This window comes from Bacillus kalamii (assembly GCF_047238185.1).
Classification (GTDB): Bacteria; Bacillota; Bacilli; order Bacillales; family DSM-1321; genus Bacillus_AD.
Window position 1 is genome coordinate 2031788 of sequence record NZ_JBDFMI010000001.1, and the last position, 17639, is coordinate 2049426.

At 31.7% G+C, this 17639-nt stretch carries 16 protein-coding genes; 8 read left to right on the forward strand and 8 right to left on the reverse strand.

From position 1 onward, the window contains the following. Positions 1 to 18: 18 nt before the first annotated feature. The gene (locus tag ABC357_RS10145; RefSeq protein WP_412887389.1) at positions 19 to 228 is read right to left on the reverse strand and encodes a hypothetical protein; all 210 of its coding nucleotides are present in this window, start codon (positions 226 to 228) and stop codon (positions 19 to 21) included. Positions 229 to 1025: 797 nt separating this feature from the next. Between ABC357_RS10145 and ABC357_RS10150 the strand changes: the two genes are divergently transcribed. Beyond that, the gene (locus tag ABC357_RS10150; RefSeq protein ID WP_412887390.1) at positions 1026 to 1709 is read left to right on the forward strand and encodes a DUF1643 domain-containing protein; all 684 of its coding nucleotides are present in this window, start codon (positions 1026 to 1028) and stop codon (positions 1707 to 1709) included. Positions 1710 to 2165: 456 nt separating this feature from the next. Here the strand turns inward: ABC357_RS10150 and ABC357_RS10155 are convergent, their stop codons facing one another. The 3 genes from ABC357_RS10155 to ABC357_RS10165 all read right to left on the reverse strand — a co-directional run bounded on the left by ABC357_RS10155 (position 2166) and on the right by ABC357_RS10165 (position 6527). Next, positions 2166 to 3854 (reverse strand): UvrD-helicase domain-containing protein, encoded by a 1689-nt coding sequence (locus ABC357_RS10155; RefSeq protein ID WP_412887391.1) that lies wholly within the window; start codon positions 3852 to 3854, stop codon positions 2166 to 2168. Beyond that, positions 3827 to 5890 (reverse strand): ATP-dependent nuclease, encoded by a 2064-nt coding sequence (locus tag ABC357_RS10160; RefSeq protein ID WP_412887392.1) that lies wholly within the window; start codon positions 5888 to 5890, stop codon positions 3827 to 3829. Before ABC357_RS10160 ends, ABC357_RS10155 begins: the two co-directional genes overlap by 28 nt. 367 nt (positions 5891 to 6257) lie before the next feature. Beyond that, a complete protein-coding gene (locus tag ABC357_RS10165) occupies positions 6258 to 6527 on the reverse strand; it encodes a hypothetical protein (protein WP_412887393.1) in 270 nt (89 codons plus the stop codon). Positions 6528 to 6988: 461 nt separating this feature from the next. Between ABC357_RS10165 and istA the strand changes: the two genes are divergently transcribed. From istA to ABC357_RS10200, 7 genes are all read left to right on the forward strand, one after another. Further along, positions 6989 to 8272, forward strand: a complete 1284-nt coding sequence (gene istA, locus ABC357_RS10170) for an IS21 family transposase (RefSeq protein ID WP_412885845.1) — start codon at positions 6989 to 6991, stop codon at positions 8270 to 8272. Further along, positions 8272 to 9030, forward strand: a complete 759-nt coding sequence (gene istB, locus ABC357_RS10175; protein WP_412885551.1) for an IS21-like element helper ATPase IstB — start codon at positions 8272 to 8274, stop codon at positions 9028 to 9030. The genes istA and istB overlap by 1 nt, the downstream gene beginning before the upstream one ends. A 1257-nt stretch (positions 9031 to 10287) precedes the next feature. Beyond that, positions 10288 to 10485 carry a helix-turn-helix domain-containing protein gene (locus ABC357_RS10180; RefSeq protein WP_412887394.1) on the forward strand — a complete coding sequence of 66 codons (198 nt, stop codon included), beginning with the start codon at positions 10288 to 10290 and terminating at the stop codon, positions 10483 to 10485. A 387-nt stretch (positions 10486 to 10872) separates the two neighbouring features. Next, positions 10873 to 11061, forward strand: coding sequence for a hypothetical protein (locus ABC357_RS10185; protein ID WP_412887395.1), 189 nt, complete (start codon positions 10873 to 10875; stop codon positions 11059 to 11061). Continuing rightward, entirely contained in the window at positions 11062 to 12177 is a 1116-nt protein-coding gene (locus ABC357_RS10190; protein WP_412887396.1) for a recombinase family protein, read from the forward strand. A 63-nt stretch (positions 12178 to 12240) separates the two neighbouring features. Further along, positions 12241 to 12495: a hypothetical protein gene (locus ABC357_RS10195; RefSeq protein WP_412887397.1), complete on the forward strand. Its 255-nt coding sequence runs from the start codon at positions 12241 to 12243 to the stop codon at positions 12493 to 12495. Beyond that, positions 12485 to 13000, forward strand: coding sequence for a recombinase family protein (locus tag ABC357_RS10200; protein WP_412887398.1), 516 nt, complete (start codon positions 12485 to 12487; stop codon positions 12998 to 13000). The genes ABC357_RS10195 and ABC357_RS10200 overlap by 11 nt, the downstream gene beginning before the upstream one ends. 115 nt (positions 13001 to 13115) lie before the next feature. Here ABC357_RS10200 and ABC357_RS10205 read toward each other — a convergent pair whose 3' ends face one another. From ABC357_RS10205 to ABC357_RS10220, 4 genes are all read right to left on the reverse strand, one after another. Beyond that, positions 13116 to 13589: an apurinic/apyrimidinic endonuclease family protein gene (locus ABC357_RS10205; protein WP_412887399.1), complete on the reverse strand. Its 474-nt coding sequence runs from the start codon at positions 13587 to 13589 to the stop codon at positions 13116 to 13118. A 98-nt stretch (positions 13590 to 13687) separates the two neighbouring features. Beyond that, on the reverse strand, positions 13688 to 14371 hold the full coding sequence (locus ABC357_RS10210; RefSeq protein ID WP_412887400.1) for an ABC transporter ATP-binding protein: 684 nt from the start codon (positions 14369 to 14371) through the stop codon (positions 13688 to 13690). A 15-nt stretch (positions 14372 to 14386) separates the two neighbouring features. Further along, positions 14387 to 16948 (reverse strand): FtsX-like permease family protein, encoded by a 2562-nt coding sequence (locus ABC357_RS10215; RefSeq protein ID WP_412887401.1) that lies wholly within the window; start codon positions 16946 to 16948, stop codon positions 14387 to 14389. Between the two features lie 385 nt (positions 16949 to 17333). Beyond that, entirely contained in the window at positions 17334 to 17519 is a 186-nt protein-coding gene (locus ABC357_RS10220; RefSeq protein ID WP_412887402.1) for a hypothetical protein, read from the reverse strand. Positions 17520 to 17639: the final 120 nt, after the last annotated feature.

Here is a 17639-nt window from a genome sequence, read left to right on the forward strand (position 1 = left end):
GAGCCAATTTTCAAAATTCTATATCCTTATCTTTTCTCTGGGATTCAAAACTTTCTTGCAAGATCCTTTGAATGCGGCTTCTGGTAACACATTTCTATACATTGAAGGAACCATTTTTTGAAAGATACCATTTTCCCCACGAAACCACACTATATCCTTATTATATTTAGATTTCCAATCATTAACCTGCTCCTCTATTCTTTCAAATGCTAATCTCGCATCTTCCATTTAACCCACCCCTTGATATTATTTTATAAATTTACCTTTTTAAAGATAAATACTTCGCTTATAAATGTGTACGTAACATAATCCGTACTATATCCTTCATCTATCCAAGTAATTGCTTAAGAATAATCTTAATTATTAGTCCATCATTTCTAAGCGTGTCTATATGCTGATTGAAGGATTTTATTTTGAATAGTTTCTTCATTCCCTTGTAAGAAAAATATTTTTTGTTCTCTTCACTTTTTAATAAATATAGGATTTATATCATCAATGCTTTGTAGTGCAATTCATAGGAAATTGGATTATGATTTACCTCCATCTGATAAATAGGGATATTTGATGTGAGTGCTATATTTACTAAGTGCATTTTATATTCATCTTGGCACTTCAAACCTATATATAGCATAAGGAACGGCTTTCATATGAAAACTATTTCCTACATTTTCTGCTTTCTAACCCTTAACTCTTGCTCATACTCCCATTTTTTTGTTTAATGCAGAAAGTTCAATTAACCAAGCCTATAGTTACTAAATATAAAATTATATTAATAACTAGAACTTATCTGAATATAACTCTATACATTAACTTTTTATAAACTACTTTAATTAAAAATACATTCTTCCAAAGAAACAATACAAAACCTCTTCAAATGTGTGCTACATTAATAATGATATTGCAATTCAATTAACAATACAAATAGATTAAATATAAATGCTTAATTATACTAAATATTACAAAAACAAAGATTTCTTTACAAAAAACTCAACTTCTCTATAATATCTAACTACAAGAAGGTGAAGATGATGATCAAAAAATATAACAATAACTATGTCGATAAAATTAAGATTGATACAGACAAATATTTATTAGATAAAACCAACAACATTTATATCCGTACTTTTTTAGAAATTCCCTTATTAAATGTTCAAGAAGGTAAAGAAATAGGAATAATTATGATGAATCCTTCATATGCTGATAAAACGGCATCAGATAAAACAGTTAATCTAGTAATTGATTTTTTTGTTAACTACAATAAAAAAAAGAACAAAAAAGAACAAAAAATAAAGAAGATAACGATTTTAAATTTATTTCCCATATGTAGTTCCGATCCTAGAGAAGCCTACGAATACTTACGAATTCTACATAGCAAAAACCAGTTAAATAGAGTGATGAAAAACAACCTACTCAAACTAAAAAACAAAATGGTGGATTTTGAATATATCGTATTAGCTTGGGGGTTACCACCAGAAGGTACGATTCCCTACTTATGGTTACATCAAAAATCTCTACAAGTAATTAGATACTCAGAAAAAAATAATGTTAATATGTATGTATTTAAAGTAAACGATACTTCTACTCTATTACGTAAAACTGGTGATCCTCGCCACCCGGCAGGAATGAGAGGAGAAAATCAGTATCTTAGTAGACTAGTTCAAGTTACTCGAAATAATTTGTATGGCATAAGTGGTCAACAACTACATTAAAAACAATGTTACTTGAAGAAAACATACAATTAACATCATTACAGAGTTCCTATTAAACATTAAAATTATATTATATTATAAAAAGCCATTTTTCTAATTTAGCACTATCAATAAAAAAGCACATTAACAACTATATTTATTAAAATCATCCTTTGAAGCTTTGATACCATTTACTAAAAATGCTACAGTTTCTTCAACTGTAGCATCAACAAGACAACTACACTTTCCTATCCAATCTTAAAGAGATACAGTATTCTCTATTACCTATCTAATCAAGTACGTAAGTACGTTTAAATAACTAGTATAAATATCTTCTTTGTTTGCAATTCAGTTAAGAGAATAATCCATTATAATCTTAATATTCAAGTCTTTAGAATTGTCAAGTTCAAAATATTTAATCAAATCTAATAATATAATATTAACCAGTACAATAGTAACTAAAGAAAAAAATTTGTTTTACTCAACACTAATTACGTCAAACCCTATATTAACAAGTGTACTTTTTTCAGCTTCTGGTAGGTTAGGAAAGTTTATGTATAGTCCTTTTTTTGCTCTGCTTAAAGCTACGTAATAAACTCTATGCTCTTCTTTATTCATATTTGGAGCTAACAAAAATGACAATTCATTACGTTCAAGTGAAGGAATAATCAGAAGGACATTTTCAAATTCTTCCCCTTTAGCATTATGCACTGTTTGAAAATCATTTATGTCATCTACAAGTTTCATTTGGAGTACAGCTTGAGAATATAATATATTGTCATACATTTCTTTTGCCGCTCCACCTGTAATTTTTGCTTTAATATTATAATGCCCATAAAGGAATTCATTATAGATTTGTGTGAGGGGCAAGTTATTAATTTGTTCTTGGAATTGTATCAATCTTTTCAAGTTTTCAAACGAATTCTTCTCAGTAAAACTTTCTTTCCTATATGCCATCCTCATTGCTTTTAAAGACTCTTTGATTTTCAATTGTTTCGCATACTCTAATGATTTTATTACATAAAATATTCTCCAACCTCTTTCACTATTTGAATCTTTGACAATATATTCAACTTCATTAGCACTAGAGGCTTGTGGATTTTGAAATGTATCCAACGTTTCTTTTCGATATGCCAAGATTTTCAAATCTACCAGAGATTGATTTTTGAAGTAATCATATGACTTAGTTTTTGAACCAATTATGATAATCGGCTTAGGCCCTTCAATATTATTAACACTTACTTGTTCAAAATCCTTATCTTGTCTCATATGATTAAGAACCGTGATAATTTCATTAGATGATCTACTATTATTTCTTAGAATATATAGTTTCATTTGAGGTACTTCAAACTCTTCGAAATCTTGCACACTGGCGCCCTGAAAAGAATATATAGATTGACATACATCTCCTATAACACCTAAAGTTGTTTCCTTTTCAGCAATTAATTCCACAATCGCTACCTGCAATGGACTTGTATCTTGAAATTCATCAATTAAGAGATAAGGGAATTTCCCACGAATAATCTCACAAATATATGGCTCTTGTAATAAGATATTATATGCAAAATACAAGACATCATCGTGACTTAATTTCCCTTCTGCCCAGTAAATCTCTTTATATTTTGAAAATGTGGTAGGTTTTATTGTGTATCCATCAACTCGACTATCAAAATGTCTGATAAATCCTAATTTAAATGTCTTATCTTTCTCTAAAATCCATTGAAGTTTATTTAAAGCTTTCGCTAAATTTGTATCAGATAAATAATTTTGTCTAGTTTCAGATTTAATTTTTGCTATTTGACTTTTTCTTAGTTTTATTTCATCGTGTCCATCTAGTTTATCAATAGCGATTAGACTTGAATCTAATAGCCAGATAAATGGTTTAACTATATGTTTATAACAAAAACTATGGATAGTTGTTATTTCAATGCTCTCTAAAGAGCCATCTAATCTGTTTCTTAAAGTATTAACTGCTGCATTAGTGTACGTTATACAAGCTATTTTTCTAGAACGTTTAAGCTTGTCTGAATGATTTAGAATACGCTTAATATGATTTACTAAAAAAGTCGTTTTTCCAGCTCCTGGTCCTGCATATAACTTAAATGGTTCATCTAGTGGTATTGCTTCAAAGCTATTTTTTAATTCGATTGCATCTGATAAATCCATTCTAATGCCTCCTTTATATAATCTGGAGGTTGGATAATGTTCTCTTCTAATGAAACTATATTTGCCAATTCTTGAGCAGCTTCTCCTTTTGAAATTGATGCTAGGTATCTACAAGCTATTAATTGCTTCTTAACATTGTAATTATCGATAAGCTTCCCTTTTTCATACACTTCAAAAACTTCATCTTTAAATTTTCCTACTCCAAGCCTGTTTATCAATTCAATTAATGGTTTATCTTTTTCTAATAAAATTAATAATTCTTTTAGCTCTTGAGCATTTGAAAGTGAAGGAGTAATTAACTGTTCACAGTTCGGATTTTTCAAAAACACATCGTATTCAAAAGTTGAACTTTTTCCTCCTTCTTGAGAAAACACACAAATTGTTGGACAAGAATATCCCTCACTATTTACTAGTTCATTAGAAGTAGTTTTATATTCGTACTTTTCTTCTTGTAAATTTAAAAAGAGTGGTAAACATTTTTTCCATTTTGCATTTAAAGTGTTTTTTTTCTTTCTCATTGGATCTAAATCAGTTATACAGGCTACTTTTTTCTTCAATGCATAGTTTCTTGAAGTATCAAAAAGCTTTAAAAAATGATTAAAATATCTTCCTCCGATATTAATAATTGAAGTATGATTATCTACTAAATCAAAGTTTAATATTTTAGCAAATTCCGGAATAACTAGTTGCTCTGCAATACCTTCTACAAGAACAATATTTTGGGCGAAAAATAAATCTGATTTAGTGACATCTAAAAACCTTTTCACATAATTTTTCGACTGAATATCATCCGGATTTTCTAAGTCAAAAACTTTACCTGGATAAGCGATATGTATGGATTCTCCATCTCTTTGTATAACCAGAATATCATCTAAATCTACTGCTGCTGTAATATTAGGAGAATGAGATGTAATAAAAACTTGATTCACCTGAGATGACCTATTTTCTTTTAGAAATTGTAAGAATTTATACTGCATATTTGGATGTAGATGGGCTTCCGGCTCTTCAATAGCCAAAATTGAAAAAACTTTAGCGTTGGTTCCTAGATAGTCACCAGAAGCATTCTTTTGCATTTTTGAAAGTAATAATGAGATATAAATGAGATTGTTATACCCTAAACCATTACTGATTGCAGGAAGTTTAATACCCGACTCTTTTTCTACAATAAGTCTTAAAGCTGAATATAATTCAGTATCAAGAATCTCTCCATCAAATAGAGGCTTTGAATCATCTATACCGGCTCCAGTACGTTCAACATACTTTAATATTTCACCCGTTCCTAACTCCATTCTTTGTTGCAAAGTTTTAATTAATTTAGTAGATTCATCATTGAACTCGCGTTTTAATTCTTCAATTTTTAAAGATTTCTCACTTCTGTTATAATCCGTATTAGATTTAATATCATAATCCATAAAGAAATCGATAACTTCTCTTAGCAAGCTATTATTTCCCTTAAATAAATCTCTTTCTACATCTCTAATCGCTGTAAGAAATTGAAAGTCAAAACGATTAATTTCCTCTGGCTGTACCACATTTTTAAAATCTGGATTCCCGACATATAATCTTGATACATATTTCTTTAAAAAATTATGCTCAATTGATTTCCAATAACGATTTATATCATCGCTTTGAATACTATTCATTAATGTTTCATATTCAGCTTGATTTGTTTCTGGCAAGTAAAATTCATAGGTAATTGTTGCTTCATAAGGGCTATTAATGCTCGTCAGCCAATTAGCTACTGTAACTAGTTCATCTGAATATTCTTCTTCATCTTTAGATTCAGTAAGTTTAGCAGAGATTACAATTCTGGGTGAGGTATTTATTAGCTCTTCAATGTTACAATTTCTATTAAAATCGTTTATATTTAGTTTTTTGCTAGAACCATTATTAAAAAGTAGTTCAAAAGCTTTAAGTATTGCAGTCTTGCCTGCATTATTTTGGCCAAGTATCACATTAATTCCATCATTGAATTGTATTGTAGTTTGAGATGAAAAAGCTCTAAAATTAGTTAATGTTAATTCAGAAATATACATATAAAACCTCCTTATATATATATATTAGCATAACTAGGAAATTTCATATTTTTTGATTTTTTTAAAAAAGATCAAGTTGCTATAACCTAATAAGAAATTTTAATATACAATGCTGAAAGCTTTTTGGACCCTAGGCCTATCCCTTGGTTTTCTTTTCTATAAAAGCTTAGACCCTTTGTACAAAGTCTAAGCTTTTTAAACTATCTTTAATTTTGAACAATAGCTGTTGCAGCTAAAACTTGTATATTTGTATCTGGATTATCTAATGCTTTATACAAAATACCCAAAGCTTTCTGTACTAATTCGCTATTTTCCTCTATTTGAACACCATCTGTTTTGTTTCCTTCAATAATGGAATCAATATCAGTTAGTTGTAGAGGATACTAAAACTTTGTAATTGTAGCCGATTTCTCAAATGCTCCTGAACTTTATCGTTTAACGTATGTCTTTCTACTTTCACTAGCCAGTGTATGTATCTTTGATGGCACATTCCATCCTCATTATTATCGAACTGCTCAACATAACTGTAAGGTCCAACTTGACCAAAATATACATAATCACCTTGAGCAATCATCACAATATCTTGATTATGCATTATATTGATAAACGCATTAATCATCCCTTTATTGTATGCCATTGTTTGCCTTATATAATCTACATAAGTATCGGCTAAACGTGTTTCAATGTCTTCAACTGATACGTTAGATAAATTTCCGATACACAGCCATCCTATTGCTATAAATTTTTTCTACAAAAAGCGGTAATCGCTCTATACCGTGTGGTTTACTCTTTAGTAGAAATAAATTCATAAGCCTTATACCCCAATAAATTCAAACCTAATTCTGATACATTATAGCGTGAACCAGTTACAATTCCTGGACTACGTACGGTAGTATGAACCGCTTGATTGAAAAGATGTAAAGGTTCATCGGTTTCAATCCATCGAACACTTCGTTGATGGCAGAACCCATCAACAGTATTATCAAGACTTGGGACATATTGATATTTAGAAATGCTAATTTAAATATGTACAGTATTGCTCGAATAAATATGTACAAATTTGATATGAATCTACATACTAATCTTGGGGGGATTAGTATGTACATAACAATGAATATTGATATCGATTTTGAGATTAAAAGTCTTTCAGACTTACCGAAATTCAAACAGATTATGGAGCATATGAAAATGAAAATCAATAAAAGTAAGCTAGCAAAGGAATTGGGTGTGGATCGGCGGACAATTGATAAATATCTAAATGGCTTTATCCCAAAAAGAAAAAGGGAAAAGCCCTCAAAGATTGATCCTTATTATGAAATAATAGCCGCATTGTTATCAGAAGATTCAAAACAGGTATTTTATTACCGTCGTATGCTTTGGCAGTACCTAAAAGACAATCATGGATTGGAATGTGGAGCTTCAACCTTCCGTGCGTATATAGCTCGTACACCTGAATTTAATGCCTACTTTGAAGAGGATAAACGTATTTCTTCACCCAAAGGGACAGTCCGATTTGAAACGCCACCAGGTAAGCAGGCCCAATTAGATTGGAAGGAAAACATTTTATTCGAAACCAAAGAGGGAGAAAAGATAGAAGTCAATGTGGCGGCTTTCATTTTATCAAATTCCAGATTCCGAACATTTCAATTAAGTCTTTCTAAGTCACAGAGTACCTTACTTTCTTTTTTAACAGATACTTTTGAAGCAATTGGCGGAGTTCCAGCTGAAATCCTTACGGATAATATGAAAACGGTAATGGATGAAGCGAGGACTGATTATCAACCTGGGAAAGTGAATGCGAAATTTGATCAGTTTGCGAGGGACTTTGATTTTAAAGTCAAACCATGTATTGCAGGACGACCGAGAACCAAGGGGAAAATTGAATCCACAATGAAACTCCTTGATGAAATTCATGCGTACCAAGGTCAACTGACAATGGAGGAACTTCATCTATTCATACAGGATTTAGGGAATAGAATGAATCACCAGATCCATCAAGGAACGGGGAAAATACCGATTATGGAATTCAAAAAAGAAAGGAACCACTTACTCCAGCTACCAACTGACAAAGTAAGAGATTCCTATCGCATCAAACATACACATGTAAAAGTCAATGCATCAAACATGATTTCCTACAAATCGAATCAATACTCTGTACCACCAGAATATCAAGGAAAAAAAGTAGGCTTACAGGTGTATGATGACTACTTGTGGATTTATTATAACATGAAACTGATCGCCCAACATCCAATTAGTAACGCTAAACTTAATTATCAAGAGGAACATTATAAGGCAAGCTTACTTGTTTCCACCCCTCATTATCCTGAAATCGACGATTTAGCAAAACGGAATTTAGCAACGATTGGAGAAGTGTATAAATAATGAATCCAACTACAAACTATCAACAATTATTATGGAATCTTGACTATCTAAAGTTAAAGCAAATGAGCTTACATTTAAATGAAATCGTAGACTTCAGCGTAAAGCATCAGATGTCATTTATCGACACATTAATCAAGTTGACTGCGTATGAAATAGACATACGGGAGAAAAACATGACGCAATCGATGGTGAAGGTCGCAGCTTTCCCTCATTTTAAGGAGGTGAAAGATTTCGATTTTACCTTTCAAACATCGATTAACCAACAGCAGATTCTAGACTTCCTTACATTGCGTTTTATCGAGGAGAATGAAAATATTGTGTTTTTAGGACCAAGTGGTGTCGGTAAAACCCATTTGGCCACAGCAATAGGGATTGCGGCAGCAAAGAAACGGACGAGTACCTATTTTATTAAGTGCCATGACTTGATTCAAAATTTGAGGAAAGCTCGATTAGAAAATCGGTTAGAGAGCCGTTTGAAGCATTACAGCAAATACAGACTGTTAATCATCGATGAAATCGGTTATTTACCGATTGATCACGAAGACGCTAAGTTGTTTTTCCAGCTGATTGATCGAAGATATGAAAAAAGAAGTACCATCTTAACAACCAATGTGAATTTCAAAGCGTGGGATGAAATATTTCAGGAACCTAAACTGGCCAATGCCATATTAGACCGCATTTTACATCATGCGACAGTTGTGCCTATGATAGGTGATTCATACCGATTAAAGGATCATTTAGCAAAAGAGAACGAGTAATTCTGTACATCCTTATCCAAGCGAAAGTGTACATATTTATGTTGACATTTACAGATATTCTCCAACTATTCCATAACTTAGTTTTTTACGATTTCTAACAAGAATAAGATCTCCGGCTTCCATTATATTTAAAAAACACTAGATAGCCCCTAATGCATTTCCAAGTTCACCACTTTCTAATTCATAAACATATTGTAATGCTCTTTTTATCTCTGACTTCGATTGAGTGGCTAGATCACTATACCTGGCCATCCATTTCTGATTACATCTTCTTTAATAAATTCGTTATATCGATTATTGCCGTGTGGACGATATTTTGATACACCTTCATCCTAACCACTCCTCAAGATTCTTAATGACTATACTAAAATCAGAAAATTCACCTTAGTAAACCCTTTTTATTCCTTATGATTCCATAGGGTTATTTTTTTCCCTTCATTTAACACCGCTATTCTCTCCTAAAGCGGTATATTTTTTCTCTATCAATCTTACAAAAATCAACAATCCTTTTTGTACTTGATAATAAAGCTTATTTTCATCCCTAGTTCGTAATAGAAATAACCATTACTGATTAGATTCAATGCCTCACTTACACTATTGAACAATTTCACATTTTATTCACTAATTTGGAAACATTTTTTCTCCAATTCTGCATCAAAATCATTTATAATACCGCATCAAATATCTAGAGCATTAAAATCCAAAAGTTTTCCCCATTTCAAGGACAAGTAGTGTATAATATAGCATTTTTATTTAAGCAACCCGCACTTTGAAAAATCTTTTTTTACTATGCATAGTTGAGTTGATATATAATAGTAGGCTTTATTTATGAAAAATCTATTTCAACCTGAATCTAATCATTGATTCAGGTTTTTTTAAAACTTTTTTCATCTTCTCATTTCAGCTGGTATATAATCCACTCATTGATTCGTGGCTTTTCTTAAAAAAATTTCTTTTTTTCATCTTCGAACCTCAGCTGGTATATAATCCATTCATTGATTCGAGGACTTTCTTAAAAAAATTCTTTTTTCATCTTCGAATCTCAACTGGTATATAATCCATTCATTAATTCGAGGACTTTCTTAAAAAAATTCTTTTTTCATCTTCGAATCTTAACTGGTATATAATCCATTCATTAATTCGAGGACTTTCTTAAAAAAATTCTTTTTTCATCTTCGAATGCCAACCATTTTAAAATGATAGGTATCAATTGAAATCACAAACAACCAATCTGTTTTTTATAAAAGGAGAATTATTATGCACAAAACAATAGAAGATTATCCAATGATGTTAACAGCGGCTGAGATATCAGAAATTTTAATGGTATCTAAACCAACAGCTTATGAAATTATGGAACACAAAAGCTTCCCATTAATCAAAATAGGCCGTAGCAAACGAGTACTCAAATCAAAATTTTTCGAATGGCTGTCTCAACAACAAGTGAACGCATCCTAAAATCACCTTTTTACCAGCAAACAAAATTTAACTAGAAAGCGAGTACAGCTATGGAACATCAATTACAATATATAAATCCTCAAATTGACTTTGAGGTAATTCTATCAATCTGTGAAAAGCACGGTATTTCACAAGAGGTGATTCGCCATTTTCAAACGATAGAAGGGAGTATAAAAAATGAACCCTCTTCAATCGAATCTTGAATTACTTGGGAGTAAAACTCAGCCAATAATTATTAAGCGCAAGATTAATTGTGATCCAGATACAAAGTTAAATGTTCAGCTAGAACTGGCTTTATCTACTAAAAACGAGAAAGTATTCGATTTAAAAGAATAAAACTCTTCCCTCCTGTTCATAATGAATAGCACTTGAACAGGAGGGATTACATTGTCCAAACCTAAAATTATGAAGGTTTCCTATGGCGAAGAAATGCCAGAACAAACAGCTTTACTATTTTACAGAATCCTAGAAAAACTGATTATTAGCTCATTACCTAATGATCCACAAAGAGTCGGACTCTTTTTACAGGATTCATTACTAGAATTCACTAACGAGATTAACGAGGAGGAAACATAATTGCCACGATCTAAAGCAAAATGTATCGCTGATGTTTTTCAGCCACATAGAAAAGTCGCTCAATATCTCAGGGTAAGTTCAAGTGGTCAAGAATTGGGATTACAGGAAGCGACGAATTCAAAGTATCTAACTGATTTTAATAAAGAGGATATAATCGATTTTGTTGATGATAATGTTTCAGCTACAAAACTCTCTATTGAAGAGCGCCCTGCACTAAATCGAATGCTCCATTTCATAAAAGAAGGTAAGATTTCAACTATTATTGTTTATGAACGAGATCGATTGGCTCGTGATGTCTATGAATATATTCAAATCGTAACTTTGTTTTACAAATTTAATGTTAAAGTAATTTTCACTGCTTCTAATTCTCCAGAGTTTTCCGATGATTTATTTACGGAAGCTTGGTATGGATTAACTGCTCAATTCGAAGGTCAGAAAATTAAAACACGTTTGTCTGATGCACGAAAGAGGAACCCTTCACAAATTATTGGATACAAAAAAGTTAAATCAACCGATAGTAACTCGTTAAAACAAACCAAATTTGTAGCTATAGCTGATATGAAAGACATAATCAAACAGATGTTCATTGACATATCTGAAATTGATGAAGAAAAGGACCTTTTCAATATCATTATTAGATATCAACCATTGCTTAATAGAAAAGATACGAGAATCATCGATATCTTAAAAACCCCTTTTTTTAGTGGTCATTACATCGATTCATCCAACGCTACATTTGTTCAATTACCTAACGTTGAACCAATCATTACTGTAGAGTTATTTAAAAAAGTACAAGTGGTATTGGAGCAATTCGAGCGAGATATTGATAATGGCATTTCCTTTTCACAAAAAGAAACCATTGTTAAACCACAATGTAGCCTTTGCAAACAAGAACTTAAGTTCAAGAAAGGTTTAATTGGCTCTCCAGGTTCTTATGTCTGGCGTAAACATAAGAAGATATCTATTGAGGTATCAGAATTGGATGATCTAACCTCGGAATTGATAGAAAATACTTCGTATTTCTTTTTCAAAAATCGAAAAAATTATCAAGACTGTTATCAACAAGCAGCTCACTCAACTCAAAAAACACTCCAAGCAGATTCAAATAGAACTTGAAAATTTGTGTATTGAGTTTACGAAAACATTTAATCCCAAACAACTCCATTAATGGAGAAAAAAATGATGGAAATCACTGTCCTAAGAAAGGAACTCCATACGACAGAGGAAAACATTACTCTTATTAAAGATCGTATAGAAGATATTCATCTAATGAAAGAGTTTACTGAATTAAGATTTAACGAATTGATTGAGTCCGAATTGAATACACTTATCGAATTACTTATATCGAAAATTATTGTTCATCCAGAATACATTCATTTCGATGCTTATTTTAGTGAATTTTTTGAAGAAGGAGATAAAAAATATGCCTCATAATAATGAACGACCTATTCGAAAAGCTATAGGAGTTGTTAGACGATCTGATGTTAAGCAAAAAGAGAATGCTTCTTTACTAACGCAGAAAGAAGAAATATTAGCAAAGGCTAAACTCGAAGGTTATACAATTGTTGATATATTTGAAGATGATGGTCTAAGTGCTTACCATTTATCAGTAAGTGAAAGACCAGCTATGATCAAAGCGTTAAAACTTGCCTTATCTCAAACCGAAGAAATTGAAGCTTTGTTTTTTTATGAAGAGTCACGGCTTTCAAGACAATTTTCCGATTTCGTCATATCTTTCTATAACCCAGTAAAAAAAGAAAAACCGCATTTTGCATTCTTTTCAACAAAAAAAGTAGCAGAATGGAACCCTAATGATATTACTTCAGTCTTTGAATTTGCTACTGCTGCTAAAGATTCAAGTATTAAATCCGCACGAATAATTGATGCTCAAGGTGAATCATTAAAAGTATCTATCAAGTCGAGTAGACTCTTAAAATAGAACCTATATTTTTATTAAGCCGTTTTCTTTTGAGACACAGGCAAGTCTAAAATAGGTAGGAGAGTAGTTAAAAAAGCAGAGCACTTCACCATATGAAATCGCTCTGCTTTTATATTTACTTTTTAGAAAAAACTGATTCCGCTGCTTTCTTAGCGTTCTCAGCTACTTGCTTTCTTGTTTCAGGGTTTTTAATTGCGATTGCGCTACCTGCTGCTACTACAACAAGAACAGCACCCATAGCTATGCTTTTAAAAATTCCTGTTTTCCATTCCCTGTCTTCTCTATGTACAGTGTTTGAAGTTTCAATCATTTCTTTTACAAGACCATTGATTTCGCTACGTTCTTCTTTAGATAAATCGATGTTCCTTAATTGGTCACCATAAATTTCTACTGCTTTTGTAATAATTGCTTGTAATCTCTCAGAAGATTCTCCGTTCAACTTTGCTAACTGAGTTGCCGCCTCAACAACGCTCGGCATAAACTTCATAATCATTTTTCTTTCATCTTCAGATATTTTACTTAAGTCAAACCCGTTCTCTCTGAGCTTTGTAAGTGCCTCTTTAAATGAATTTGCTTGTTGATTATCCATAGAGCACGCATCCTTTTCAATTAGTATTACAATACACAATACTGCGAAAATAAAGAGAATCTTGTTAACAAACTCTTCTACCGCTTGCTAGAATAAAATCAAGTTAAATTACTATCATTAATAACCTCACCATCAACAATACGAATTGTTTTTTCAGCCTTTTGAGCCAAATTTAAATCGTGCGTAATCATAATTACAGTTTGGTTAAACTGCTCACTTAACTTTTTAAGATAATCTACTATTTCTTCTGATGCTTTTTGATCTAGGTTACCTGTTGGTTCATCAGCTAAAATAATACTTGGCTTTGCAGCTAATGCTCTAGCAATGCTGACTCTCTGCTGTTGCCCCCCAGATAATTCACCCGGCATATGGTTAACACGTTCTTCTAGTCCTAAGAAATGTATTAATTCACCTACATATTCGTTATCCACTTTATCGTTTCCAATAAGCAGGGGTAATTCTATATTTTCTTTCGCATTTAACATAGGTATTAGATTAAATTTTTGAAACACAAAACCGACTTCTCTTCGACGATAATCTGCTAGTTCATCATCAGTCATAGCGTTTAATTCTTTTCCGTTTATTTTAATGATGCCTTCTGTTTGCTTCTCTAGTCCTCCGAGTAAATGTAAAAGAGTACTTTTTCCACTACCACTAGGTCCTACGATGGCAACAAACTCACCCTTTTCTATTTCGATATTAGCATTCTTTAATGCTCTGACTTCTGTGTCTTTATTTTGGTTGTATATTTTTTCAACATTACAGACCTCCACAACTTTCATATAAAGCGCTCCTATCTATTCTACATCGTTAATATCTTCCATAATATTATCATTTTTCAACTTGGTGCTAAGTACAATCGAAATAATATAGCTGAGTATTAGTGTAATTAATGCTAATAAAACAAATATCATATAGTCATACTCATAAGGTATTCCGAATAAGTAAATCTCTGATTTTTTATATAAATATTTTGCAATTGGCTGAGAGACTAAAAATGTAATAAATAACGAAATAAACCCTAACATCATATTCTCAAAGTAAATCATACGTTGAAGCGTTTTGAATCTCATTCCAATTGCACGATATACACCTAGTTCGCTTTTTCGTGTCTGAATACGATATTTTAAGTTGTTTACTAGATTGGTTAATACCAAAACAAAAACAACTACCGCCATCCCAATAACATATACTAATTTTTTATGATACATCATATCTAATTTTTCTTTTTCTTCTATCATACTTCTAGCTGTAACCTTTTGGTTTTCGACAGCCAAGCTAATGAGTTTCTCTTCAATAGCCACTTCCTGCTTTTTCGTTAAAGAAGGTTTAGCTCCTATATTAACCGTTTCATATACATTGGTTGGTGCCATTTGTTTAAAATGCTTTTCACTAGTAATCAAAAGAGGATATGTCTGTTCTAATATGGACACTTCTTTCATATACGGATAATAAACAATCGCTGCAATTTTGAAATTTTTATAAGTATACTTCGCATCGTTATCTTTTAAATGCCAATAAGCCTCTTCATCTGTTTTAAAATCCGAACGATATTTTAGCTGGACAGTATCTCCAACATTATATTGCATAATACTTATACCATTTTTGAAATATCCCACATTCCCTTTGGATTCTCCGTACGTACTCATTCTAGGCATTGCAATAATAATTTCATTCGATTTCAAATTAGTAGCATCAAAGCTTCCTTCTGCGAGATAATCCTTTAATTTTTTTAATGCAGGTTCATTGTAGCCTTTTAATTTAGTGAGATAAACGGTATCTTTACTGTCCTTTCCTGTAAAAGAAAATCCATAGACTTTTTTCACAAGTTCATTTCCTTGTTGTAAATAGACTTCGTTTCGATTAATATCTTGTTCTATCACTTTTACTGGTAAAGCCATCTGTGTTTCGATACCATTAACACCTGAAATAACTTTTATTTTTTCTATTGTCTCGCCTTTAATTCCTTCAGTGGCGGACATATCATCATAGGCGTTCATCATATAATCACCATTAAAGAAATTTTGCTCTTTGCTTATCTGATTTGTTTGTTGTGCCATTTTTGCTTGATAACTCATTCCGTAAAACAGAATACATCCGATGCTAATAGAGAGAATTACCAATACGGTCGTTTTCAAATCACGAAATGCGTATTTGATTGCTAGTGTTTGGTAAGGTTTTAAAATACTTTTTCCTGGCTTTAAGTTTAATAAATGGAAACTAGATTGTTTTTCTGCTGTACCAAAAATCGTTCCTATGATGGATTGATTATTCACTTTACGACTTCCTATAAGCCCGATAAGCACAACAATAATTCCAACACATATGATGCAAATAAAAATTGGAACAATTGGAATGACCATACTAAATGGATCTTCCTTCCCCCAAAAATAGATTTTTATCATTCTATCTTTTGAAAGAAGAGTCACGATATAAGCACTTAAAATCCCCAAAACAACGCCAATTGGGATGCTTATAAGATACATATCTAAGAGTTCAGCGAGAATCAATTTCCGCATTTGTTTTTTCTTCATTCCCATCGCTCTTAAGACACCATATTGTTTCTCCCGAGCCATAAGCGAAATGCGGTACACACCATAGATAATGATGGCACAAATCAGTATCAGCAAAGCTCCAAACTCTACATCCATTTTTGCTAAAGCTTGCATATCCTCTTCCCATACATTTTTAGAAATCCTTTTTGGAGGAAAATGTAGGTTTTGCTGAATATCCTTAATGGCTGTGTCTTTATTGACATTTTCTTTGAATTTAATGGTTGCGATAAAATCACTATATTTTCGGTTATCTATTCCCGTATAAAGATTTACTGAACTAGCTAATTTATTTAAGGATAAATCATTAATTATTCCAACAATTTTGTAAGTGACTTTTTCATTTTTCGAATCAACAAAGGATGTTGTATTGAACGTAAATTCTGAACCGATTACTGGATTTACTCCTAAGTTTAACAATGCCCATTTTTCAGCTACAATCTCATTTTCATTTTCGGGCATTCGTCCTTTAAGTAATTTAGATACGGTTATGATTTCTGTTTGATTTGCTTCAACAACCATAGCCCTTTGGTTGTCTTCTGTATGAATAATGCCTCTACCTCTACTGACTCCCAAGTGTTTGATTTGCTCATTATCTCTTAATTTTTCTATTTGTTGATTGTTAAGATCCTTAAGTTGAAAATCGATTGCCGTATAAATAAATTGATTCTGTTTTGCCTCATTTTTGTGATTGCTATGTATTAAAGTGAGCATACCTACAATCAGTGCAATCGTTAAAGAAATACTTAATATGAGGGCTGCTGTGTTCTTCTTGTAATTTTTAATATAGTATCTATGTAGTTTCATTACTCTTCACCACCTCATTTTCATTTATGTAGATTTCCACCTTTAAACTCCTTTCACGACTATTAGTGTTAGAATATTCACTTTTTATAAATCTATTATATCAAAGCATCAAAGAATGATACTAGAATATCAATTTATCTGAACAGAACCCATAAGAAAGACTAAGTTCCATCCACCTATGGCAGCTTAGTCCTTTAGTTGTTTCGTTTTATTTTGCCGATTGTAGTCAAATTTCCTATGTCTGACGTATTGCACATATCGATTTAGGTTCTTTGGATTATTTAAGCGATATTCTGCTATACCACCAATATTGTAAGTCAAAGTTAAAGTTATCGTTAATAATCAAAGCTTTTCGTATATATGATTAGATAAACTTTTTTATTGCTCATTTTTTATCTTTGACCATTTGCATCACTGTGTTTCGGTATTCTTCTTCAGTAATCATACGAGATAAGAGGGAATGCACTAGTTCTGTATGAGCATTTGTAATATTAAAGCCCTCTATTTCTAGTGATGCTTTAGCCTGTCGCAAAGCTCTTTCTAAATATGCATCTCTTTCATTAATGGTCATATTTAAAATTCTCCTATCCTGGATATGTTCAAATACTTAATAACTTTCCATTTTATATTTTTCTTCATAGATTTTAATGCTATACCCCTATCTAACCAACCATTAAAATTAAACGTTTAC

What these genes read in the sequence shown, in the direction of transcription:
- ABC357_RS10150 (WP_412887390.1), top strand. Translation starts at nt 1,026, where the DNA reads ATGATGATCAAAAAATATAACAATAACTATGTCGATAAAATTAAGATT.
- istB (WP_412885551.1), top strand. Translation starts at nt 8,272, where the DNA reads ATGAATCCAACTACAAACTATCAACAATTATTATGGAATCTTGACTAT.
- ABC357_RS10205 (WP_412887399.1), bottom strand. Translation starts at nt 13,589, where the DNA reads ATGGATAATCAACAAGCAAATTCATTTAAAGAGGCACTTACAAAGCTC.
- ABC357_RS10215 (WP_412887401.1), bottom strand. Translation starts at nt 16,948, where the DNA reads ATGAAACTACATAGATACTATATTAAAAATTACAAGAAGAACACAGCA.
- ABC357_RS10220 (WP_412887402.1), bottom strand. Translation starts at nt 17,519, where the DNA reads ATGACCATTAATGAAAGAGATGCATATTTAGAAAGAGCTTTGCGACAG.
- ABC357_RS10165 (WP_412887393.1), bottom strand. Translation starts at nt 6,527, where the DNA reads ATGGCATACAATAAAGGGATGATTAATGCGTTTATCAATATAATGCAT.
- ABC357_RS10200 (WP_412887398.1), top strand. Translation starts at nt 12,485, where the DNA reads ATGCCTCATAATAATGAACGACCTATTCGAAAAGCTATAGGAGTTGTT.
- ABC357_RS10195 (WP_412887397.1), top strand. Translation starts at nt 12,241, where the DNA reads ATGATGGAAATCACTGTCCTAAGAAAGGAACTCCATACGACAGAGGAA.
- ABC357_RS10180 (WP_412887394.1), top strand. Translation starts at nt 10,288, where the DNA reads ATGCACAAAACAATAGAAGATTATCCAATGATGTTAACAGCGGCTGAG.
- istA (WP_412885845.1), top strand. Translation starts at nt 6,989, where the DNA reads ATGTACATAACAATGAATATTGATATCGATTTTGAGATTAAAAGTCTT.
- ABC357_RS10145 (WP_412887389.1), bottom strand. Translation starts at nt 228, where the DNA reads ATGGAAGATGCGAGATTAGCATTTGAAAGAATAGAGGAGCAGGTTAAT.
- ABC357_RS10155 (WP_412887391.1), bottom strand. Translation starts at nt 3,854, where the DNA reads ATGGATTTATCAGATGCAATCGAATTAAAAAATAGCTTTGAAGCAATA.
- ABC357_RS10210 (WP_412887400.1), bottom strand. Translation starts at nt 14,371, where the DNA reads ATGAAAGTTGTGGAGGTCTGTAATGTTGAAAAAATATACAACCAAAAT.
- ABC357_RS10160 (WP_412887392.1), bottom strand. Translation starts at nt 5,890, where the DNA reads ATGTATATTTCTGAATTAACATTAACTAATTTTAGAGCTTTTTCATCT.